Annotated in this window: 18 protein-coding genes and 2 tRNA genes; 8 read left to right on the top strand and 12 right to left on the bottom strand. The window is 67.1% G+C overall.

The window, feature by feature from the left end; genetic code table 11:
- Positions 1-56: 56 nt before the first annotated feature.
- Genes FQV39_RS03745 through FQV39_RS03735 form a run of 3 tightly spaced genes read left to right on the top strand, consistent with a single transcriptional unit; the run spans position 57 to position 3,402 of the window.
- Positions 57-1,922: an ABC transporter permease gene (locus FQV39_RS03745; RefSeq protein WP_149133641.1), complete on the top strand. Its 1,866-nt coding sequence runs from the start codon at positions 57-59 to the stop codon at positions 1,920-1,922.
- Positions 1,919-2,692 (top strand): ABC transporter ATP-binding protein, encoded by a 774-nt coding sequence (locus FQV39_RS03740; RefSeq protein WP_149129078.1) that lies wholly within the window; start codon positions 1,919-1,921, stop codon positions 2,690-2,692. Before FQV39_RS03745 ends, FQV39_RS03740 begins: the two co-directional genes overlap by 4 nt.
- On the top strand, positions 2,692-3,402 hold the full coding sequence (locus FQV39_RS03735) for an ABC transporter ATP-binding protein (protein ID WP_210251160.1): 711 nt from the start codon (positions 2,692-2,694) through the stop codon (positions 3,400-3,402). The genes FQV39_RS03740 and FQV39_RS03735 overlap by 1 nt, the downstream gene beginning before the upstream one ends.
- On the opposite strand, the gene FQV39_RS03730 is transcribed toward FQV39_RS03735, so the two are convergent.
- The 7 genes from FQV39_RS03730 to modA form a co-directional block, all read right to left on the bottom strand.
- A complete protein-coding gene (locus tag FQV39_RS03730; RefSeq protein ID WP_149129076.1) occupies positions 3,359-3,916 on the bottom strand; it encodes a MarR family winged helix-turn-helix transcriptional regulator in 558 nt (185 codons plus the stop codon). The genes FQV39_RS03735 and FQV39_RS03730 overlap by 44 nt on opposite strands.
- Before the next feature lie 474 nt (positions 3,917-4,390).
- On the bottom strand, positions 4,391-5,809 hold the full coding sequence (locus FQV39_RS03725) for a M20 family metallopeptidase (RefSeq protein WP_149129075.1): 1,419 nt from the start codon (positions 5,807-5,809) through the stop codon (positions 4,391-4,393).
- Between the two features lie 320 nt (positions 5,810-6,129).
- Positions 6,130-6,540 (bottom strand): Cu(I)-responsive transcriptional regulator, encoded by a 411-nt coding sequence (gene cueR / locus FQV39_RS03720; RefSeq protein WP_149129074.1) that lies wholly within the window; start codon positions 6,538-6,540, stop codon positions 6,130-6,132.
- Between the two features lies 1 nt (position 6,541).
- The gene (locus FQV39_RS03715; RefSeq protein ID WP_187640154.1) at positions 6,542-9,055 is read right to left on the bottom strand and encodes a heavy metal translocating P-type ATPase; all 2,514 of its coding nucleotides are present in this window, start codon (positions 9,053-9,055) and stop codon (positions 6,542-6,544) included.
- 309 nt (positions 9,056-9,364) lie between these two features.
- A complete protein-coding gene (gene modC, locus FQV39_RS03710; protein WP_149129073.1) occupies positions 9,365-10,459 on the bottom strand; it encodes a molybdenum ABC transporter ATP-binding protein in 1,095 nt (364 codons plus the stop codon).
- Entirely contained in the window at positions 10,456-11,160 is a 705-nt protein-coding gene (gene modB, locus FQV39_RS03705) for a molybdate ABC transporter permease subunit (protein WP_149129072.1), read from the bottom strand. The genes modC and modB overlap by 4 nt, the downstream gene beginning before the upstream one ends.
- Positions 11,157-11,960 (bottom strand): molybdate ABC transporter substrate-binding protein, encoded by an 804-nt coding sequence (gene modA / locus FQV39_RS03700; RefSeq protein ID WP_149129071.1) that lies wholly within the window; start codon positions 11,958-11,960, stop codon positions 11,157-11,159. The genes modB and modA overlap by 4 nt, the downstream gene beginning before the upstream one ends.
- A gap of 293 nt (positions 11,961-12,253) precedes the next feature.
- Here modA and tsaA point away from each other — a divergent pair, with 293 nt between their 5' ends.
- The gene (tsaA, locus tag FQV39_RS03695) at positions 12,254-12,745 is read left to right on the top strand and encodes a tRNA (N6-threonylcarbamoyladenosine(37)-N6)-methyltransferase TrmO (RefSeq protein ID WP_149129070.1); all 492 of its coding nucleotides are present in this window, start codon (positions 12,254-12,256) and stop codon (positions 12,743-12,745) included.
- Positions 12,746-12,888: 143 nt separating this feature from the next.
- Here tsaA and FQV39_RS03690 read toward each other — a convergent pair whose 3' ends face one another.
- The 3 genes from FQV39_RS03690 to FQV39_RS03680 all read right to left on the bottom strand — a co-directional run bounded on the left by FQV39_RS03690 (position 12,889) and on the right by FQV39_RS03680 (position 15,187).
- Positions 12,889-13,407, bottom strand: a complete 519-nt coding sequence (locus tag FQV39_RS03690; protein ID WP_149129069.1) for a cupin domain-containing protein — start codon at positions 13,405-13,407, stop codon at positions 12,889-12,891.
- A gap of 40 nt (positions 13,408-13,447) precedes the next feature.
- Positions 13,448-14,302, bottom strand: a complete 855-nt coding sequence (sseA, locus tag FQV39_RS03685; protein ID WP_149129068.1) for a 3-mercaptopyruvate sulfurtransferase — start codon at positions 14,300-14,302, stop codon at positions 13,448-13,450.
- Positions 14,303-14,470: 168 nt separating this feature from the next.
- The gene (locus tag FQV39_RS03680) at positions 14,471-15,187 is read right to left on the bottom strand and encodes an alanyl-tRNA editing protein (RefSeq protein WP_149129067.1); all 717 of its coding nucleotides are present in this window, start codon (positions 15,185-15,187) and stop codon (positions 14,471-14,473) included.
- 170 nt (positions 15,188-15,357) lie between these two features.
- On the opposite strand from FQV39_RS03680, the gene FQV39_RS03675 reads away from it, so the two are divergent.
- Complete coding sequence (locus FQV39_RS03675) at positions 15,358-16,140, top strand: SDR family NAD(P)-dependent oxidoreductase (RefSeq protein ID WP_149129066.1); 783 nt, start codon at positions 15,358-15,360, stop codon at positions 16,138-16,140.
- 5 nt (positions 16,141-16,145) lie between these two features.
- On the opposite strand, the gene FQV39_RS03670 is transcribed toward FQV39_RS03675, so the two are convergent.
- Together FQV39_RS03670 and FQV39_RS03665 are read right to left on the bottom strand one after the other, a co-directional pair.
- Complete coding sequence (locus FQV39_RS03670; RefSeq protein ID WP_149129065.1) at positions 16,146-16,394, bottom strand: deoxyribodipyrimidine photo-lyase; 249 nt, start codon at positions 16,392-16,394, stop codon at positions 16,146-16,148.
- 39 nt (positions 16,395-16,433) lie between these two features.
- Positions 16,434-16,507: transfer RNA gene (locus tag FQV39_RS03665), tRNA-Cys, on the bottom strand.
- A 169-nt stretch (positions 16,508-16,676) separates the two neighbouring features.
- Between FQV39_RS03665 and FQV39_RS03660 the strand changes: the two genes are divergently transcribed.
- From FQV39_RS03660 to FQV39_RS03650, 3 genes are all read left to right on the top strand, one after another.
- Positions 16,677-16,751, top strand: a tRNA-Asn gene (locus tag FQV39_RS03660).
- Between the two features lie 184 nt (positions 16,752-16,935).
- Positions 16,936-17,577, top strand: coding sequence for a protein-L-isoaspartate O-methyltransferase family protein (locus tag FQV39_RS03655; RefSeq protein WP_187640153.1), 642 nt, complete (start codon positions 16,936-16,938; stop codon positions 17,575-17,577).
- Between the two features lie 173 nt (positions 17,578-17,750).
- Entirely contained in the window at positions 17,751-19,145 is a 1,395-nt protein-coding gene (locus tag FQV39_RS03650; RefSeq protein WP_248313234.1) for a TolC family outer membrane protein, read from the top strand.
- The last annotated feature ends 505 nt before the right edge of the window (positions 19,146-19,650 follow it).

The following is a 19,650-nucleotide window of genomic DNA, read 5'->3' as shown; positions in this document are numbered from 1 at the left end:
GTCCGGAATGACGATCACGTTTCCAATCGGTCAGCCGCTTCGCTCGAGACGACATGCTGGATCTCGTCCTCACCCAGACCCTGAACGGCCTGGCTTCGGCGTCGTCGCTATTCCTGGTGGCGTGCGGGCTGTCGATCATCTTCGGCGTCACGCGCATCGTGAACTTCGCCCATGGCTCGCTCTACATGCTGGGCGGCTATCTGGCCTTTACGCTGGTAAACTGGCTCGGCCCGGCCGATGCCTTCGGCTTCTGGGGCGGCGTGGTGCTCGCCGTTCTGCTCACCGGCCTCGTCGGCGCGCTGATCGAGGTCGCGATCCTCAGGCGGATCTATCAGGCGCCGGAGCTGTTCCAGCTGCTCGCGACCTTCGGCGTCGTGCTGATGCTGCAGGACATCGCGCTCGCGACCTGGGGGCCTGAGGACAAGCTCGGCCCGCGCGCGCCGGGTTTCCGCAGCTTCGTCATCCTGTTCGACAGCCGCTTCCCGAGCTACGAGCTCTTCCTGATCGCGGTCGGTCCGGTCGTGCTCGGCCTGATCTGGTTCCTGTTCCATCTGACGCGCTGGGGCGTATTGATCCGGGCCGCGACGCAGGACCGCGAGATGGTGAGCGCGCTCGGCGTCAACCAGCGCCTGCTCTTCACCTCGGTCTTCGCCTTCGGTGCCGCGCTTGCCGGGCTTGGTGGCGCGCTGCAGCTTCCGCGCGAGGCGATCAACCTCCATATGGACCTGTCCATGATCGCGGAGGCCTTCGTGGTGGTCGTGGTCGGGGGGCTCGGCAGCGTGACCGGCGCCTATCTCGCCGCCGTCCTGATCGGCGTGCTCCACGCCTTCGGAATCCTGATTCTACCCAAGATCACGCTCGTGCTGGTCTTCCTGGTGATGGCGGTGGTGCTGATCGCCAGACCGCACGGCCTACTCGGCAAGGCCGCTGTCGAGCCGCGCGGCCATGCCGGCCAGCTCTTCCTGCTGCGCCCGGCCGATCGCCCGGCCAAGGCGTTCGGCGCCGTGGCGCTCGCCCTGCTGATCCTGGCGCCGCTCCTCGTGCCCGATCATCTCGTCCTGACGCTGACCGATCTGGTGATCTTCGCGGTCTTCGCCGCCTCGCTGCATCTGCTGATGGGGCCGGGCGGCATCATCTCCTTCGGCCATGCCGCCTATTTCGGCCTCGGCGCCTATGGCGCAGCGCTGGCGGTGAAATGGCTGGGCGCTTCGATGGAGCCTGCGCTCGTCTTCGCACCGGTGATGGCCGGCATCGCGGGCGCGATCTTCGGCTGGTTCTGCGTGCGGCTCTCGGGCGTCTATCTCGCCATGCTGACGCTGGCCTTCGCCCAGATCGCCTGGGCCACGGCCTTCCAATGGGTGGATCTGACCGGCGGTGACAACGGCATCCTCGGCGTCTGGCCCTCCGGCTGGGCGGTCTCCAAACCGGCCTTCTACTATCTCGCGCTCGCCATCGCCGTGCTTGTGATCCTGGCCCTGCGCCTCATCATCTTCGCGCCCTTCGGCTACGCCCTGCGCGCCGGCCGCGACAGCCCCTTGCGGGCCGAGGCGATCGGCCTCGATGTCGGGCGCCTGCAATGGGCGGCCTTCGTCATCGCCGCGCTCGCGGCCGGCATCGCCGGCGGGCTCTTCGCCTTTTCGAAAGGCTCGGTCTTTCCGACCTATATGGCGATCCCGCGTTCGGTCGACGCGCTGCTGATGGTCTTGCTCGGCGGCGTACAGACCGTGGCCGGGCCGGTCGTCGGCGCCTTCGCCTATATGGGGCTGAACGAGCAATTGATGAAGGCGACGGCCTATTGGCGCTTCATCCTCGGGCTTTCGATCGTCCTGCTGGTCGTCCTGTTCCCGCGTGGCCTCGTCGGCACCTGGCTTTTCTGGCGCGCCCGGCGGCAGAGCGCCGCGCAAGTGACGGCGGCAGCATGAGCGCGCTCAACACCGTCGTGCTGGAGGCCCGCGACCTCGCCAAATCCTTCGGCGGGGTGAAGGCGGTCGATGGTGTTTCCTTTTCGGCCGAGGCTGGGCGCCTGATCGCCCTGATCGGCCCCAACGGCGCCGGCAAGACGACCTGCTTCAACCTGCTGAACGGGCAGCTGAAGCCCGATCGCGGCGAAGTACTTCTTGCGGGCAAGCCGATCACCGGGCTGGAGCCGCGCAAAATCTGGCGCCTCGGTGTCGGCCGCACTTTCCAGATCACCGCGACCTTCGCCTCGATGACCGTACGCGAAAACGTCCAGATGGCGCTGATCTCGCATGCCAGCGAGAGCTGGCGCCTCTTTGGCCGCGCCAACGGGCGCCACTGCAAGGCTGCGGATGCGCTGCTCGATCAGGTCGGCATGACCCAACAGGCCGAGCGCGCCTGCGGCGTGCTCGCCTATGGCGACCTGAAGCGTGTCGAGCTTGCGGTCGCGCTCGCCAATGCGCCGAAGCTCTTGCTGATGGACGAGCCGACCGCCGGCATGGCGCCGCAGGAGCGCATCGCCCTGATGGCACTCACCGCCCGCATCGCGAAGGAGAGGGGCATCGCCGTGCTGTTCACCGAGCACGACATGGACGTCGTCTTCGCTCATGCCGACCGCGTGCTGGTGCTTGACCGCGGCCGGCTGATCGCGGCCGGGACCAGTGCCGAGGTGCGCAACGACCCGCAGGTTCGCGCCGTCTATCTCGGCTCCGGCGCGACCTCGGGAGGGCACTGATGGCAGCACTCCTCGAACTCTCCGGCGTCGAGGCCTGGTATGGCCGCGCCCATATCCTGCATGGTGTCGGCTTTTCGGTTGGAAGCGGCGAGGTCGTCGCGCTGATGGGCCGCAATGGCGCCGGCAAGTCGACGACGATGAAGACGGTGATGGGGCTGGTGCCGCAGCCGCGTGGCACGATCCGGTTCGAGGGCAAGGACATCGCCGGGCGCGAGCCCTTCGCGATCGCCCGCCTCGGCATCGGCTATGTACCGGAGGACCGGCGCGTCTTCTCCGAACTGACGGTGATGGAGAACCTCGAGGTCGGCCGCCAGCCGCCGCGGGCCGGCGCGCCGCATTGGACCCCGGAGCGCCTCTTCGCGCTCTTCCCCAATCTCGGCCGCATGCGTGACCGGCCGGGTGGCGCGATGTCGGGCGGAGAGCAGCAGATGCTGACCATCGCCCGCACGCTGATGGGCAATCCGCGCCTGCTGCTGCTCGACGAGCCGTCGGAAGGGCTCGCCCCCGTCATCGTCGAGGCCATGGCCGAGACGATCCGCGTATTGAAGGGCGAGGGGCTTTCGGTGCTGCTTTCCGAGCAGAACCTGCATTTCGCCGGCAGCATCGCCGACCGTGCCGTCATCATCGAGAAGGGGCTGATCCGCTTCGACGCTACGATGGCGGCACTCAAGGCCGACGCGGCGGCGCGGCACCAGTATCTGGCGGTTTGAAACCGGCGAGCAGACGCCGCATCAGATCGAGCAGCGGCGCGACCTCGCGATCCTCCATCGGATGCAGGGCGGCGATGGTGATCGCCTTGGCGCGCACGACGTAGGCGGGCAGTTGCTCGCGCCCGCGCGGGCTGAGCTGCACCAGCACGCGGCGCTTGTCGTCGGGATCATGCAGGCGTTCGACCAGCCCGCGTTCTTCCAGGCGCGTGACCACGCCCCGTATGGTGGCCGGGTCCATCGCCGTCATGCGGCCGAGCTGGTTCTGGGAAATCCGCCCGTCGGCGGCGAGCCGGCACAGAGCGGCGAATTGTGGCGGCGTCGGCCCGTCCTCGCCCATCATCTCAAGGAACATCGCGACATAGCGCTGCTGCATCTGCCGCAGCAGGAAGCCGAATTGCTCATCCAGCACATAGCCGGCGAGATCGACGGGCTCGGGAACAGCGGAATCAGCCTGACCGCTGGCCGAGCGGTGATGCCGGCCCAGTCCGTCTCCTGATTCTTCTGCGCGATCCATGGCTGCTCCGGGCGGGCGATTCTGCCGGCTGGCGGCAGAGGCCCATTGTCCCGGATCATGTGTGTTCGTTCAATCGGGGCGATGGACCGATAACCATCGCCCGTCACGCTCGGGTCAAGCCCATGGCTGTCCGGTTCGTTTTCAGGACCGTCTTGGAAAGCGCAATGGATCGAAGGCTTTCCAGAGAACAGCGACGGAGATGACAGGCGCGGGGAACCCCTCCCCCTTGTGGGGAGGGGCAGGGGTGGGGGTCGAACGACTGGGTTCAACGCTCACCAAACTGGGTTCAACTCTCACCAAGCGGAACCACCCCCATCCCCATACCCTTCCCCACAAGGGGGAAGGGAGGAGCCCGCGCCGGCACCCGTCAGCGCGATGCGAACTGGACAGCCGTGGGCTTGACCCGAGCATCTCCGGCAAGAGATTCTCGGCTCACCGCTGCGCGGCGCCCGAGAATGACAGGAGCCGGCGCTATCAGCCCAGCGACATCGTCAGCGGCGGCTTGACCTCGGGCGGCAGCGGCGAGGTGTAGCCTTCCTTGCCGAGGCGGGCCTTGTGGTCGGCCTTGGCGGCTTCCATCAGAGCCGGGTCGCTCAACACGGCAGCACCGGTCGCGGCCATCGCCTTGGCGACATGCACCATCGCCTTGTGCGCGGCGGGTGACTTGCCCTGCGCCACCACCTGCCAGGTGTGGAAGGGCGTGCCGAGCGCCACCGTCGGCGCATGGGCCTGCACGGTCGGAACCGCCCAGCTGACATCGCCGATATCGGTCGAGCCGATCGCCGGATTGCGCTTGGCGTCGCGCGGCACGAGGAAGTCGGCCAGCGGCGTGCCGGTGTCCTGCATGCCGACCGTGCGCCAGATCGCGGCGATGTCCTGGGCCGAGAGCGTGGCACGGATCTTCTCGGCATAGGCCTTGTCGGCGTCGTCGAAATGCGGCGCGCCGAGCTCCTCCATCACCTTGTGCATGGCTTCTTCGAGCGGCGTGTTGGCGACGAGATCGGAGACAGCGCTGACGATACGCATCTCCATCTTGGTTTCCGTCATCAACGCAGCGCCTTCAGCGATCTTCTTCACGCGCTGGACGAGCTCCAGCATGCCGCGGAGATCACGAGCGCGAATCGAATAGCGGACGCGGGCATGGGCCTGGACGACGTTCGGCGCGATACCGCCCGTGTCGAGCAGGGCGTAATGGACGCGCGCGTCGGACGGCATGTGCTCGCGCATGTAGTTGACGCCGACATTCATGAGTTCAACGGCGTCGAGCGCCGAGCGGCCGAGATGCGGCGCGGCGGCGGCATGCGAGGCGCGACCGGTGAAGACGAAATCGGCACGGGTATTGGCGAGCGCCAGCGCCGGAGCGACCTCCCAGAAGCTCGACGGGTGCCAGCTGATGGCGACATCGGCGTCGTCGAAGGCGCCGGCGCGGACCATGAAGGCCTTGGCGGCGCCGCCTTCCTCGGCCGGGCAGCCATAATAGCGCACGCGGCCGGGGATCTTGTTCTCGGCGAGCCAGTCCTTCATCGCCACGGCTGCGAGCATCGCGGCGGAGCCGAGCAGGTTGTGGCCGCAGCCATGGCCGTGGCCGCCAGTCTCGATCTCCTTGTGCTCGGCGATACCGGCTTCCTGCGAGAGGCCGGGCAGGGCGTCGTACTCGCCGAGGAAGGCGATGACCGGGCCGCCTTCGCCAGCCTCGCCGATGACGGCGGTGGGGATGTCGGCGACGTTCTCGGTGATGCGGAAGCCCTGGTGCTTCAGCTCGGCGACATGCTCGGCCACCGAGCGCTTCTCGGTGTAGCACACCTCCGGCATGCCCCAGACCCGGTCGCTCAGCGCGATCAAGCGCTCCTTGTTCGCATCGACATGCCGCCAGAGATCGTTTCGATTGTCCATTGTCGTTCCGCCTGGAGAACGCCCAGGCGCTCCCCGTCTTTCGTTGAGAGGCGGATTCCCCAACGGGGCCGATGCGGCCGGGCCGGACCCGCCTCTAGTGGGCGGCGGCATATGAGCAAGCCTGCGCTGCCGCGTCCAGACATTCAGCGCATGGCGGAACAGCGTCTCAGGCCAGCGGCCCTGGCGATGATCGGTGGCGACCCCCCGCCGTCATTCTCGGGCGAAGCGAAGCGTAGACCCGAGAAACTCGTGACGAGAAGACACTGGTTTCCGAGATGCTCGGGTCAAGCCCGAGCATGACGGCCGAGGCCGGTCACGTCTCAGGCTTTGCCCTGCGTCCGCGAGGTGGCAGCAAAATCGGCCAGGATCGGGCAATCCGGCCGGTGATCGCCATGGCAATGCGTCGCCAGATGCCGCAGCGTGTCAGCCATCGCCTTGAGCTCGGCCGCCTTTTCCTCGAGCTCGCGCACATGCGCCATCGCGAGGCGCTTCACATCGGCGCTGGCCCGGCTCTTGTCGCGCCAGAGCGTCAGCAACTCGCGCGTCTCGTCCAGCGAGAAGCCGAGATCGCGGGAGCGGCGGACGAAGCGCAGCGTGTGCACGTCGTCATCGGCATAGACCCGGTACTGCGCCGCGGTGCGAGCCGGCGCGGTGATCAGGCCGATGCTCTCGTAGTAGCGGATCATCTTGGCGCTGACGCCCGAGCGGGTTGCCGCTTGACCGATGTTCATCTCAGACCTCCTGTCCGGCCACGCCATGCGAGGCCGGGATGCGGAAACGCTTCAGCCGCAGGGCATTGGTGACGACGCTCACGCTCGACAGCGCCATCGCAAGCCCGGCGAAAACCGGCGAGAGCAAGATCCCGAAGGCAGGATAGAGCACGCCGGCCGCGACCGGGATCAGCAGGGCGTTATAGCCGAAGGCCCAGGCCAGATTCTGGCGGATATTGGCGATCACCGCCTGCGACAGGGCGATGGCGCGCGGCACGCCCATCACGTCGCCCGACATCAGCACGACATCGGCGCTCTCGATGGCGATGTCGGTGCCGGTGCCGATGGCGATGCCGACATCGGCCTGGGCGAGGGCGGGCGCGTCGTTGATGCCGTCTCCGACGAAAGCGACCTTGGCGCCGCGCTGCTGCAGGCGCTTCACCACCTCGGCCTTGTCGGTGGGCAGGACCTCGGCCCAGACCTCGTCGATGCCGAGGCCGCGGGCGACGGCCTGCGCGGTGCGATGATCGTCGCCGGTCACCATCGCGACCTTGAGGCCGAGCCTGTGCAGCGCGGCGATTGCCGCGGGCGTGGTCTCCTTCACCGCGTCGGCGACGGCGATGACGGCAGCGATCTTGCCCTCGATCGCGGCATAGAGCGGCGTCTTGCCCGCTTCCGCCAGCGCCCTGGCGCGAGCTGAGAACGGCGCGATGTCGAGCTTCGCCTCTTCCATCAGCCTGTGGCCGCCGATGGCGACCTTGCGGCCCTCGACCGTCGCCGTGACGCCGCGGCCGGGGTCGCTGGCGAAATCGGCCGGCTCGGCGAGCTGAAGCCCGCGCGCCTTGGCGGCAGCGACCAGCGCCTGCGCCAGCGGATGCTCGGAGCGGTTCTCGGCCGAGCCGACGAGCCGCAGCACCTCGTCGGCCGCAAAGCCGGATGCCGGTTCAATGTCGGTCAGTTCCGGCTTGCCCTTGGTCAGCGTGCCGGTCTTGTCGAGCGCAACGATCTTGACGTCCTTGAGCGCTTGCAGCGCGTCGCCTTGCCGGAAGAGGATGCCGAGCTCCGCGCCCCGGCCGGTGCCGACCATGATCGAGGTCGGGGTGGCCAGGCCCATGGCGCAGGGGCAGGCGATGATCAGCAGCGCGACAGCGTTGACCAGCGCATGCGACAGGGCCGGGCTCGGCCCGAATGTCAGCCAGACGGCGAAGGTCGCCAGCGCCAGCACGATCACGACCGGGACGAACCAGAGGGTGACGCGGTCGACCAGCGCCTGGATCGGCAACTTGGCGCCCTGCGCGGCCTGCACGGTCCGCACGATCTGGGCGAGCAGCGTGTCGGAGCCGACCTTCTGCGCGGTGAAGCGCAGCGCGCCCGAGCCGTTGACGGTGCCGCCGGTGACGATGCTGCCGGCCTCCTTGCGCACGGGCGCCGGCTCGCCGGTGATCATCGATTCATCGACGAAGGAGGTGCCGTCGGTGACCTCGCCATCGACCGGGACGCGCTCGCCCGGCCGCAGGATGACGCTATCGCCGGGACGAACGGTCTCGACGGACACATCGCTCTCGAGGCCGTCGCGCAGCACGCGGGCGGTCTTGGGCTGGAGCGCAATCAGGCTGCGGATGGCGGCGCCGGTGCGGCCCTTGGCGCGGGCCTCGAACCAGCGGCCGAGCAGGATCAGCGTCACGATCACCGCACCGGATTCGAAATAGGTACCCTCCGTGCCCTCCGGCAGCAGCTCCGGCAGGAAGGTTGCGACGGTCGAATAGAGATAGGCTGCGCCGGTGCCGAGCATGACGAGCGAGTTCATGTCGGGTGCCCCGCGCAGCAGCGCCGGAAAGCCCTTGCGCAGGAAGACGAGGCCCGGCCCGAACTGCACGATCGTCGCGAGTGCAAAGGAGGCGACGCGGACATTTCCCTCGCCGAAGCTGCCGGCGAGCCAATGGTGCAGGGCAGGGACCATGTGGCTGCCCATCTCGACGACGAGCAGCGGCAGGGTCAGCAGGCCGGCGAGGATGACCGAGCGCAGCAGCTTGCCCTGCTCCTCGTCCTTGGCGGCCTGCTGGCGCGCCGCGGCATCACCATCGGCTGCGGCGACCGGGCTCGCCTCGTAGCCGGCGCCCGCCACAGCCTTGACGAGTGCTGGGGTGATATCGCTGCCGGCGAGCGTCTTCACGCTGGCGCGCTCGGTCGCAAGATTAACGGTGGCAGCGACGACGCCCGGCACGGCGCGCAACGCTTTCTCGACATGGCCGACGCAGGAGGCGCAGGTCATGCCCGAAACGGAGAGATCGACCGTCGTCTCGACCGGTGCGTAGCCGGTCTGCCGGATCGCCGCCTCGATCTGCCTGAGATCGGTGCCGCCCTTGGCGAAGGTGATGCGGGCCCGCTCGGTCGCGAGGTTGACCGCGACGGCATCGACACCCGGTACGGCCGCGATGGCACGCTCGACGCGCCCGACGCAGCTCGCGCAGGTCATGCCCTCGACGCCCAGATCGAGCGTTTCGAGTTCGTTCCTGCTCCTGTCGATGACCGTCATCGCCGTCTCCTTCATGGTGATGACGAGCCATATGGGGCTTCCCATTATGGGAAGGTCAAGGGGCGGCATGATACTCCGCGGAACCACGCCGTCATTCCGGGGCTTCGCGCCAGCGAAGAACCCGGAACCCATGAACACGGAGCCGTTCCAGCACGCTCCGTCATGTATGGGCGAGGTCCTGCATATCGCCTGCAGGAGTTTCTCGGATCATCGCCCGAGGATGGGGCGTCGTGTTCATGGGTTCCGGGCTCGCCGCCATGCGGCGCCCCGGAATGACGGCGCGGCTCCAGCCGAACTGCGGCAGCGGTCTCAGGGCATCTCGACCGAGACGCTCTTGATCACAGCATGCACGGGTTTGCCGGGCGCAAGCCCGAGCAAGGCGACGGATTTCGCCGTCAAACGGGCTGCCAGCTTCGCCTCGCCGCAGGCGATAAGCAGATTCACGGTGCTGCCGCCCGGGCCGCTCCGCTCGCCGATCTCGGAGACCGTGCCGGACAGCACATTGAGCGCGCTGATCTCCCCGGGGCGGCCGAGGCTGAGCATGACGTCGCTCGCCAGGATGCGGATCTTGATCCGCTCACCTTGCTGGAGCGTGCCGCGCGCAATCGTCAGCGGCCCGGCCGGCGTCGTCAGCTGCGCCAGCCCGAAGGCGTCCTCGAAGCCGGCGACCTCGGCCGAGAGCAGAGTGCTCGCTTCCGGTGCACCCGGCCGCGCCGCCAGATCGGGCCGGGCGAGGATCTCGACTGTCGGACCGCAAGCGGCGATGCGCCCGTTCTCGACCATGGCGACGGTGGTGGCGAGGCGCGCGACCTCCGTCAGCGCATGCGAGACATAGACGATCGGGATGCCGGCCTCGTCGCGCAGCCGCTCGATATGCGGCAGGATCTCGGCCTTGCGCGCCTCGTCGAGCGCGGCAAGCGGCTCATCCATCAGCAGCAGGCGCGGCTGCGCCAGCAGAGCACGGCCGATGGCGACGCGCTGCTTTTCGCCGCCGGAGAGGCCGCCCGGCCGCCGCCGCAGCAGATGGCCGATGCCGAGCAGCTCAAGCACCTTGTCGAGTTCGGCCGGCTTGCGCTGTAGACGCGGCACGAACCAGTGCCCGAACAGCAGGTTCTGCCGCACGGTGAGATGGGGGAAGAGCCGCGCCTCCTGGAAGACATAGCCGATGCGCCGGCGGTGCTTCGGCAGGAAGATGCCGCGCTCGGTATCGACCAGCGTCTCGCCATCGACGCGGACATGGCCGGCTTCCGGGCGGATCAGCCCGCCGATGACGTTGACCAGCGAGGTCTTGCCCGACCCCGAACTGCCGAACAGGGCTGTCAGGCGCCCGTCGGAGGTGAAGGCGGCATCGAGCTTGAAGTCGCCGACCTGGTGACGGACGGCGATGTCGAGGACGGGCTTCATTCGATCTCGATCCGGCGGCCGACGATGCGCGCCATCAATTCGGAGAGGAAGAGCGCCGCGACCGAGATCACGATCGAGATCAGCGTCAGCCGCATCGCGCCAGCGTCGCCGCCTGGAACCTGGGTGAAGGTGTAGATCGCCGAAGGCAGCGTCTGCGTCTCGCCGGGGATGTTGGAGACGAAGGTGATGGTCGCGCCGAACTCGCCCATCGCCTTGGCGAAGCACAGGATCATGCCGGCGATGATGCCGGGCAGGCAGAGCGGCAGGGTGACGACGAGGAAGACCCAGATCGGGCTGGCGCCAAGCGTGCCGGCGGCGGCTTCCAGCTTGCGGTCGACCGCCTCGATCGAGAGCCGGATGGCGCGGACCATTAGCGGAAAGCCCATCACCCCGCAGGCCAGCGCCGCGCCCGTCCAGCGGAAGGAGAACACGATCCCGAACCAGTCGTAGAGCAATTGCCCGATCGGTCCGCGCCGGCCGAAGCCGATCAGCAGCAGATAGCCCGTCACCACCGGCGGCAGGATCAGCGGCATATGGATGATGGCGTCGAGCAGGGACTTGCCCCAGAAGCGCCCGCGCGCCAGCAGAAGCGCAACGCCAAGCCCGAGCGGCAGGCTCGCGAGCATGGCGGTGCTGGCAACGATGAGGCTGAGCCTCACCGCCGTCCATTCCTCGGGGGAAAGCGAAAACAAGTCGCTCACGAGGAGCTGGCAGCCTTGTTGAGCACCGTGAAGCCCTGCTTCTCGAAGACGGGCTTGGCGGCGGGGCTGCGCAGATAGGTCAGGAAGGCCTGCGCGTCGGGGTTGGCCGAATCCCTGGTGACGGCGACGGGATAGACGATCGGCGGGTGCGAATCCTCGGGGAAGGTCGCGACGACTTTGACTTGGCGGTCGGCGGCGGCATCGGTCGCATAGACGATGCCGAGTGGAGCCTCGCCACGCGAGACAAAGAGCAGCGCGGCGCGGACATTATCGGCCTGCGCGATCTTGTCCTTCACCTTGTCCCAGGCGCCGAGCTTTTCCAGCGCGGCCTTGCCGTATTTGCCGGCCGGGACAGAATCGACATTGCCCATGGCGAGGCGATCGGAGCCGAGCGCGGCGGCGATGTCGACCCCGGGCTTGAGATCGAGCTCGGCGGTCGAATCCTTGCCGGCGACAAGCACGATGCGGTTGGCGAGCAGGCTGACGCGGGTATCAGGCTTGATCAGGTTCTTGGCTGCCGCATAGTCCATCCAGTCGAGATCGGCCGAGACGAAAAGATCGGCCGGAGCGCCGTTCTCGAGCTGCTTCGCCAGCGCATTGCTGGCGGCGTAGGAGATTTTCGGCGCGGGCTTGCCGCTCTCCTTCACCCAGTTGGCGGAAGCTTCGTCCAGCGCATTCTTCATACTGGCAGCAGCGAAGATGACGAGCTCCTTCGTCTGCGCCTGCGCTGCATCGAAGGCGGGAGCAAGGCTCGCGGCAAGGGCCAGGCCCATGCCCAGCAGGGTACGGCGCTTCAACATGCTGGTCCTCGCTACGCTCATCGTTGTATATCGACGGATATAACGATGGTTGCAGCGCGCCCGGAGCCAAGTCAAGGCGGCCAGCGCGGCCCCCTGCTTGCGCAGGGAGAGGGGTCGTCATTGCGAGGAGCACAGCGACGAAGCAATCCAGGGGGACCGGGTCGAACCGTTCAGCCCTGCCGCCCCTGGATTGCTTCGCGGAGCCTGTCCTCGGGCTTGCCGAAGGCAAGACCCGGGGGCTCGCAATGACGGGGAAGCCTGATCGAAAACGACTTGAGGGAGACCCGCCTGCCATGGTCCGTGAGAACGAGATCCGCGAGAAGGAGGTCGCCGTCGCGCCACCGCAGGCGACCGATGCCGGCCTCGTCTTCATCGGCACCATCCGCACGCCCTGGACCTCGCGGCTGACCTGTCCGCGCCAGGGCAGGGCGGATGGGCCGATCTGCCGCATCGAGCTCTTTCCGCCCTGGGACGAGGCCCTCGACGGCATCGAGCGCTTCGAGTGGCTGGAGGTGCTCTACTGGCTGCACCAGTCGCGCCGCGACCTCGTCCGCCAGAGCCCGGCCAACAATCGCGAGACCTATGGCACCTTCGCCCTGCGTACGCCGGTGCGGCCCAATCCGATCGGCACCTCGATCGCGACGCTGGTCGCGCGCGAAGGGCGGGTGCTGCTGGTGCGCGGGCTCGACTGCCTCGACGAGACACCGCTCCTCGACATCAAGCCGGACCGCACGCTCTTCACCCCGGTCGCGCCGCCACAGCCGGGCGATTTCGAGACGGGTTGAAGCTTAACAATCGAACCACGCCGTCATTCCGGGCTTGACCCGGAATCCATCGTAGAGCGTTGGCACCCTTCGATGGATTCCGGATCGGCGCGGCTTCGCCGCTTGTCCGGAATGACGGCGTGGTTCGATGGGAACCCTCTGGTTCACCCCTGCGGGTGCTTGTGGATCGGGTCGACCCAGTAGACCTCTTCCGGCTGCTCGACCGGGTCGACATCGGTGATGTTGACCACCACCGCCTCGTTGTCCGAGCGCACAAGCACGCATTGCAGCGGCTCGTCGGGGCTCGCATTGATCTCCTGATGCGGCACGAAGGGCGGGACATAGATGAAATCGCCCGGCCCGGCCTCGGCGACGAACTCCAGCCGCTCGCCCCAGCGCATCCGCGCCTTGCCGCTCACCACATAGATCACGCTTTCAAGCTCGCCGTGATGGTGCACGCCGGTCTTGGCGTTGGGCTGGATCGCGACCGTGCCGGCCCAGATCTTCTGCGCGCCGACGCGGGCGTGGTTGATCGCCGCCTGCCGGAACATGCCCGGCGTCTGCGCCGTGTTGGGATCGAGCTTGTCGCCGGAGATCACGCGCACGCCGTCGTGCTTCCAGCGCGGCTCGCCGTTATGCGTGTGCTCGTGGTGATGGTCATGGTCGTGCGAATGATCGCTCATGGCGTCCTCCTCGCGTTCGCCCTGTCCAGGCGCGAATGTCTCAGCTCTTCTTCGCCGGCCCTGTCGCGATCGGCCGATCGCTGGCGCCCCACTCGGCCCAGGAGCCGTCATAGAGCGCGCGGACTGGCTTGCCGATGGTCTCCAGCGCGGTCGCGAGGATCGCAGCGGTAACGCCGGAACCGCAGCTCGTGATCAGCGGCTTGTCGAGGTCGGCGCCGGCCTCGGCGAAGGCGGCGGCGATAGCGGCGGGATCCTTCAGGCCGCCATCGGCGATCAGCGCGGTCGCCGGCACATTGAGCGCGCCGGGCATATGGCCGGAGCGGACGCCGGGACGCGGTTCAGGTGCTTCCCCACGGAAGCGGTCGGCCGGGCGGGCATCGACGACCTGCGTTCCACCGGCAAGCGCCTTGGCGACATCATCCGCGCTGGCGACGGCCGAGTGGTCGAGCCGGGCAGTGAAGCTGCGCGCGGCGCGGGCGCGCGGCGGGCCGTGCTCGATCGGCCGGCCCTCGCGCTCCCATTTCGGGAAGCCACCTTCGAGGATGACGACGTCCTTGGCGCCGAAGGTCCGGAAGGTCCAGCGCACGCGCGGCGCGGAGAACAGGCCGAGCCCGTCATAGACGACGATACGCATGCCGTCGCCGACGCCCAAGGCGCCGACGGCCGCAGCGAAGGCCTCCGGCCGCGGCAGCATATGTGGCAGGTCGGAGCCGGTGTCCTTCACCGCATCGATGTCGAAATGCACCGCGCCGGGGATGCGTCGCTCGGCATATTCGGCGTGCGGATCACGGGCATGCGCCGGCAGATACCAGGAACCATCGATCACGATGACGTCGGGCGCGTTCAGGCGCTCGGCGAGCCAGTCAGTCGAAACGAAAACATCTTCACGGGCCATAGGCGATGTCCTTGGGGATATTCGAGGCTTGTTAGTACCGGAACCGCACCGTCATTCCGGGCTTGACCCGGAATCCATCGTAGGGCTCTGCGCTCTTCGATGGATTCCGGATCGGCGCGGCTTCGCCGCTTGTCCGGAATGACGGCGAACTTCCGTCGAAAACCAATCTCAGGCCAGCGTGATGCGCACGCGCCGGTTCTGCTTGCCCTTCTTCTCGATATCGGTGACGGCAACGAGGCCGATTTCCGCCGTGTTGCGGACATGGGTACCGCCGCAGGGCTGCAGGTCGATATCGCCGATGGCGACGAGCCGGACGCGGCCGGAACCGCGCGGCGGCTTCACCGACATCGTCTTGACGAGGCCCGGGTTGGCGTCGAGCTCCTCATCGGTGATCCAGCGCTCGCTCACATCGGCGTTGCGCGCGACGAGCGCGTTGAGCTTCTCGGTCACCTCGGCCTTGTCGAGCCCGCCTTCCGGGATGTCGAAATCGAGCCGCCCGTCGCCGTCGCCGATCGAGCCGCCGGTGACGGGGAAGGGCAGCACGACGCTGAGCAGATGGAGCGCGGTGTGCACGCGCATGCGCTTGAAGCGGCGCTCCCAGTCGAGCGCGGCGGTCACGGCCTCGCCCGGCGCCGGCAAAGACTGACCTTCGGCGGGGACATGGATGACCCGGCTCTTGTCCTCCGGATCGTAGATCGTGGTGCCGATGGCGATGAGACTGCCATCGGGCCGACGCAGGTGCCCGACATCGCCGGGCTGGCCGCCGCCGGTCGCATAGAAGATCGTGCGGTCGAGGATGATGCCGCCGCGCTCGTTGACGGCTTCCACCGTCGCGGGCGTCTCCTTCAGATAGGCATCCTGGCGGAAGAGCAGTTCGGTCGGCATGATCTCGTCGTCTCGCTGGTCGCGCTTGCGGCGCCTTCGCGGCGCAGACTGCACCGATTGCTGCGCCGGTGCCACCTCATTGACGGGATAGCGGGGATGAATTGGGCCGCGAGACTTCCGGCGTCACAAATTGATGCCTAGATGGCAATTCCGACCAACCCGGAGCAGCCATGGCCTTGCCCCGCATGAAACCGCAGGACGGCGTCGCCTGGGTCACTGGTGCCAGCTCCGGCATTGGAGCCGCGGTTGCGCGCGAACTGGCGCGGCGCGGCTGGACGGTCGCGATCACCGCTCGAAGGACCGACGCTCTCGAAGCGGTCGCACGCGAGGCTGAAGGCTTGCCGGGCCGGATCGTCGCCCATGCCGGCGACGTGACCGATGCGCAGGCGATGCAGGACATCACCGAGACCATCGAGAGCATTCACGGACCGATCGCGCTGGCGTTCCTGAATGCCGGCATAGCATCCAGGCAGGGCGGGGCGATCGATGCCGAGACCGTGGAGAAGGTCGTCGCGGTCAACCTGCTGGGCGTCGCGAAGAGCCTCTTCGCCGTGCAGCCGCGCATGGTCGCGCGTGGGCGCGGTCAGATCGCGGTCAACGCCTCGCTCGTCGGCTATCGCGGCCTGCCGGGCGCCGCCGCCTACGGAGCCGCCAAGGCGGGCGCGATCCATTTGTGCGAGTCGCTCCGCTTCGATTGCAAGGCGGCCGGTATCCGCCTGCAACTGATCAATCCCGGTTTCGTCGACACGCCGATGACGCAGGGCCGGCGCTTCCCGATGCCGTTCCTGCTCACGGTCGAGGAGGGCGCCCGGCGAATCGTCGATGGCTTCGAGCGCGGCGGCTTCGAGATCACCTTTCCGCGCCGCCTCGCCTGGCTGCTGAAGGCAGCGCGGTTATTGCCCTATCCGGCTTATTTCGCGCTGATGTCCCGCTTCGCCAGCCGGGACGGCTGACCTCCTCAGCGATTGCGGATCGTGGCGAAGGCATCGAGCACGCGCTGACGCCTAAAGGCGAGATCGACGAGCGGGGCAGGGTAGGTCTCGCCGATTCGCACTCCGGGGAAGCGCATCGAATCGCGCTGGCGCTGGAATCGGTGCCGCCGGCCGGCAAGGGCGTGGTTGTCCGCCAGCCGCAGATCGTTCCTGAACCAGTGCAGGGCGCGTTCGGGCAGGATCGTGCGCGCGCCAAGCCCCGCCGGCCCAAACACGGCAGGAAGCGGATCGGTGTCAGGAAGAAGGAAGATTTTTGGAGGCCTCGCCCGGAATCGAACCGGGGTGCAAGGATTTGCAGTCCTCTGCGTAACCACTCCGCCACGAGGCCTTCCGGCGAAAGCGGCATCGGCCGCTTCAGCGAAAGCGCAATAACCACAAGCCGCAGTCCGCCGCAAGCCGGCATCGCACCGTCCACAGCGCTGATGACAAATCTGCTTGGTTGGCTCGCAAGGGGCTTGCGCTGCCGGAGTCACCCCGCTATGACGCCGCCACGTTGTTCCCGGATAGCTCAGCGGTAGAGCAATCGACTGTTAATCGATTGGTCGCAGGTTCGAATCCTGCTCCGGGAGCCAGCTTCTTCCCCTAAATCGTCGGTCCTGCCTGACAGCTCGTTGCCTTGCTGCGATGCAAGGCGCGCTTGCCTTTTGCGCGCGGGTCGAACACAAAGCAGCCGTGAACGGCGCTGAGCCGGCCGGATGGAAGGCTCTTCGCAGCCGGCCCCTGCCGGGCGCCAGCGCGGACGGAGAGTTCAGGGTTATGGAAGGTTTCAGCGGGCTGCGCCGCAACATGGTCGATTGCCAGTTGCGCACCTATGACATTACCGATCGGGCCGTGCTGGCTGCGGCCGATACGGTTCCGCGCGAGGTGTTCGTCCCCGAGAATTTCGCGCATCTCGCCTATCTCGACCAGCCGATCGCACTGCCCGGCACCGGCCGCGCCTTGATGACGCCGATGGTCATCGTCCGCATGATTCAGCTGCTCGACCTGGAGGCAGGCGAGGATGCTCTCGAATATGGCGGCGGCTCTGGCTACGGGGCAGCGCTGATGGCCCATATCGGTGCCAAGGTCACATTGTGGGAGCCCGACTCGGCGGCGCGCATGCTCGCCGAAGGCGCGTTGCGGGCTGCCGGCGCTCAACAGGTCGCGGTTGCCGCCACGCAGCCCGCCAGAGAATCATTCGATGCGATTCTGGTCAGCGGCGCCTGCGAGACCCAGCCGGAATCGCTTTTCCCCTTGCTGCGAGCCGAGGGTCGGCTGGTCGTGATCGAGGGGGCAGGGCGTTCCGCCCGCGTCAAACTTTATCGAAAATCCGCGGATATCGTCGCCGGCCGCCCGGTGTTCGACGCTGCGGCTCCGGTTCTGTCCGAGTTCCGCCGACCGGAGGCCTTCATCTTCTAAGCGTTTGCATTTTCGAAAGGAGGGTGTCGCATTTTTGTGGCAGGTTCCGAGGGAAATGCTCCTGGCGACGCCCATGCGTTGGCTCACGGCGTCGGGCAGAGTATGAAATTGAGACTTATGCCGAGGCTGGGGCGTAGCCTGGGCGCGACTTCAGTGCGCACACGAGGCGTCCAGTGAAAAGACAATACGACAAGATTTCCGGCTTCGGGCTCTCCGCCATCATCGCCTTGGCGATGTCAGGCGGCTGGGCTTTGCCGGCCGCGGCCCAGTCGATGGAAGCCGCGCTGGCGCGGGCCTATTCGGGTAATCCGACGCTGAATGCGCAGCGCGCCTCCGTCCGCGCCGTCGACGAGAACGTTCCGCAGGCTCTTTCCGGATATCGCCCGCGCATCCAGGCTTCGGCCGATATCGGCGCGAGCATCCTCGACGCCAATGTTCCCGGACAGGTCGGTACCAATCAACGACTCGCGCCGCGCGGCGCTGGTGTTTCGATCACCCAGAACATTTTCGACGCCGGCAAGACCCGCAACTCGGTCGGCCAATCCGAATCGCAGGTGCTCGGCGCGCGAGCGACCCTGCGCAATACCGAACAGAACGTCCTGCTCGATGGCGCGACGTCCTATATGAACGTGCTGCGCGACACGGCGATTCTCAGCCTGAACCGGAACAACGTCGAGGTTCTGGAGGAGCAGCTGCGCCAGACGCGCGATCGATTTCAGGTCGGCGAGGTGACGCGGACCGACGTCGCGCAGGCCGAGGCGCGGCTGTCGTCCGCGCAGTCGCAGGCGATTCTCGCCGAATCGAATCTCAAGACCTCGGTGGCGCGCTTTCGTCAGAATATCGGCATCGAGCCCCGTTCGCTCACGCCCGCTCGTCCGGTCGAAGGTCTCCTGCCGAAATCCCTGCCGTTGGCGTTGAACCATGCTCTGGGCAATCATCCCGCGGTCATCGCGGCGCTGCACGGCGTCGACGCAGCCGAGCTGCAGGTCAAGGTCACGGAAGCCGATCTCTATCCGACCTTTGGCGTCACCGGCACGGTCCAGCAGCGCTACGACAGCCAGCTTTTCGGCGATAATCGCCTGACGGCGAGCATCGTCGGCGCGCTGACGATCCCGATCTATGAAGGTGGCCAAGTCTACGCCCGCACGCGTCAGGCCAAGGAAACGGCCGGCCAGCGCCGCATCGATGTCGACACCCAGCGCGATACGGTTCGCGCGGCGGTCGTGTCCGCCTGGGGCGCGCTGGAAGCCGCCAAGGCCCAGATCATCGCCGCGCAGGCTCAGGTCGAGGCGTCGTCAACTGCGCTTGCCGGCGTTCGCGAAGAGGCCAAGGTCGGCCAGCGCACCACCCTCGACGTTCTCAACGCGCAGCAGGAACTTGTCAGCGCGCGTTCGAGCCTCGTGACGGCACAGCGCGACCGTGTCGTCGCCTCCTATGCGGTGCTTTCGGCGATCGGCAAGCTCTCCTCCGAGACGCTCAAGCTCAAGGCCGTGTCCTACGACCCCCGCCAGCACTACGATCAGGTCAAGGGTCTGTTGTGGGGCACTCAGACCCCCGACGGTCGCTGACATTCTCCAATGATTGCGGCTGGCCATGATGCCAGCCGCCTAGAGGCTGTTATGAACCCTGGGAGCGATTTGACGCTGGCGATTTTGCGCGACTGCCAGGAGTTCGAGGACGCAAACCTTTCGGTTTGCTACGAAGAACGACACGGCAGTCGCGCAAAGGCGCGGCGCACTATGGGTGAGGTGAAAACCACAGAGCTGCAGCGTCGCACCGCTTGCCGATACCGACGTATCGGCGGCGCGATGCTCCTCCCATCTCCGCGGTTTTGACCTCATCAAATCATTCTCAGGGTTCATAACAGCCTCTGGAGCATCGGATCGAAAAGTGGATTCCACTTTTCGGAGAAATCCGGTGCTCAAACGAAAGGATAGATCGCCCCTTCGCGTCCGATAGGACGCGCGGCGATCTGGGCCGGCGCATTCGCGCAACAGCGCCGATTTCTCCTGTGGGAGAGCCTGTCCTCGCCTTGTCTGCCCGATAAGTCGTGGAATACTCCGCTCTTGGAGC

This window comes from Bosea sp. F3-2, assembly GCF_008253865.1.
Taxonomy (GTDB): domain Bacteria; phylum Pseudomonadota; class Alphaproteobacteria; order Rhizobiales; family Beijerinckiaceae; genus Allobosea.
The sequence above is the reverse complement of the archived record's forward strand: the minus strand, read 5'-3'. Positions and strand labels throughout refer to the sequence as shown.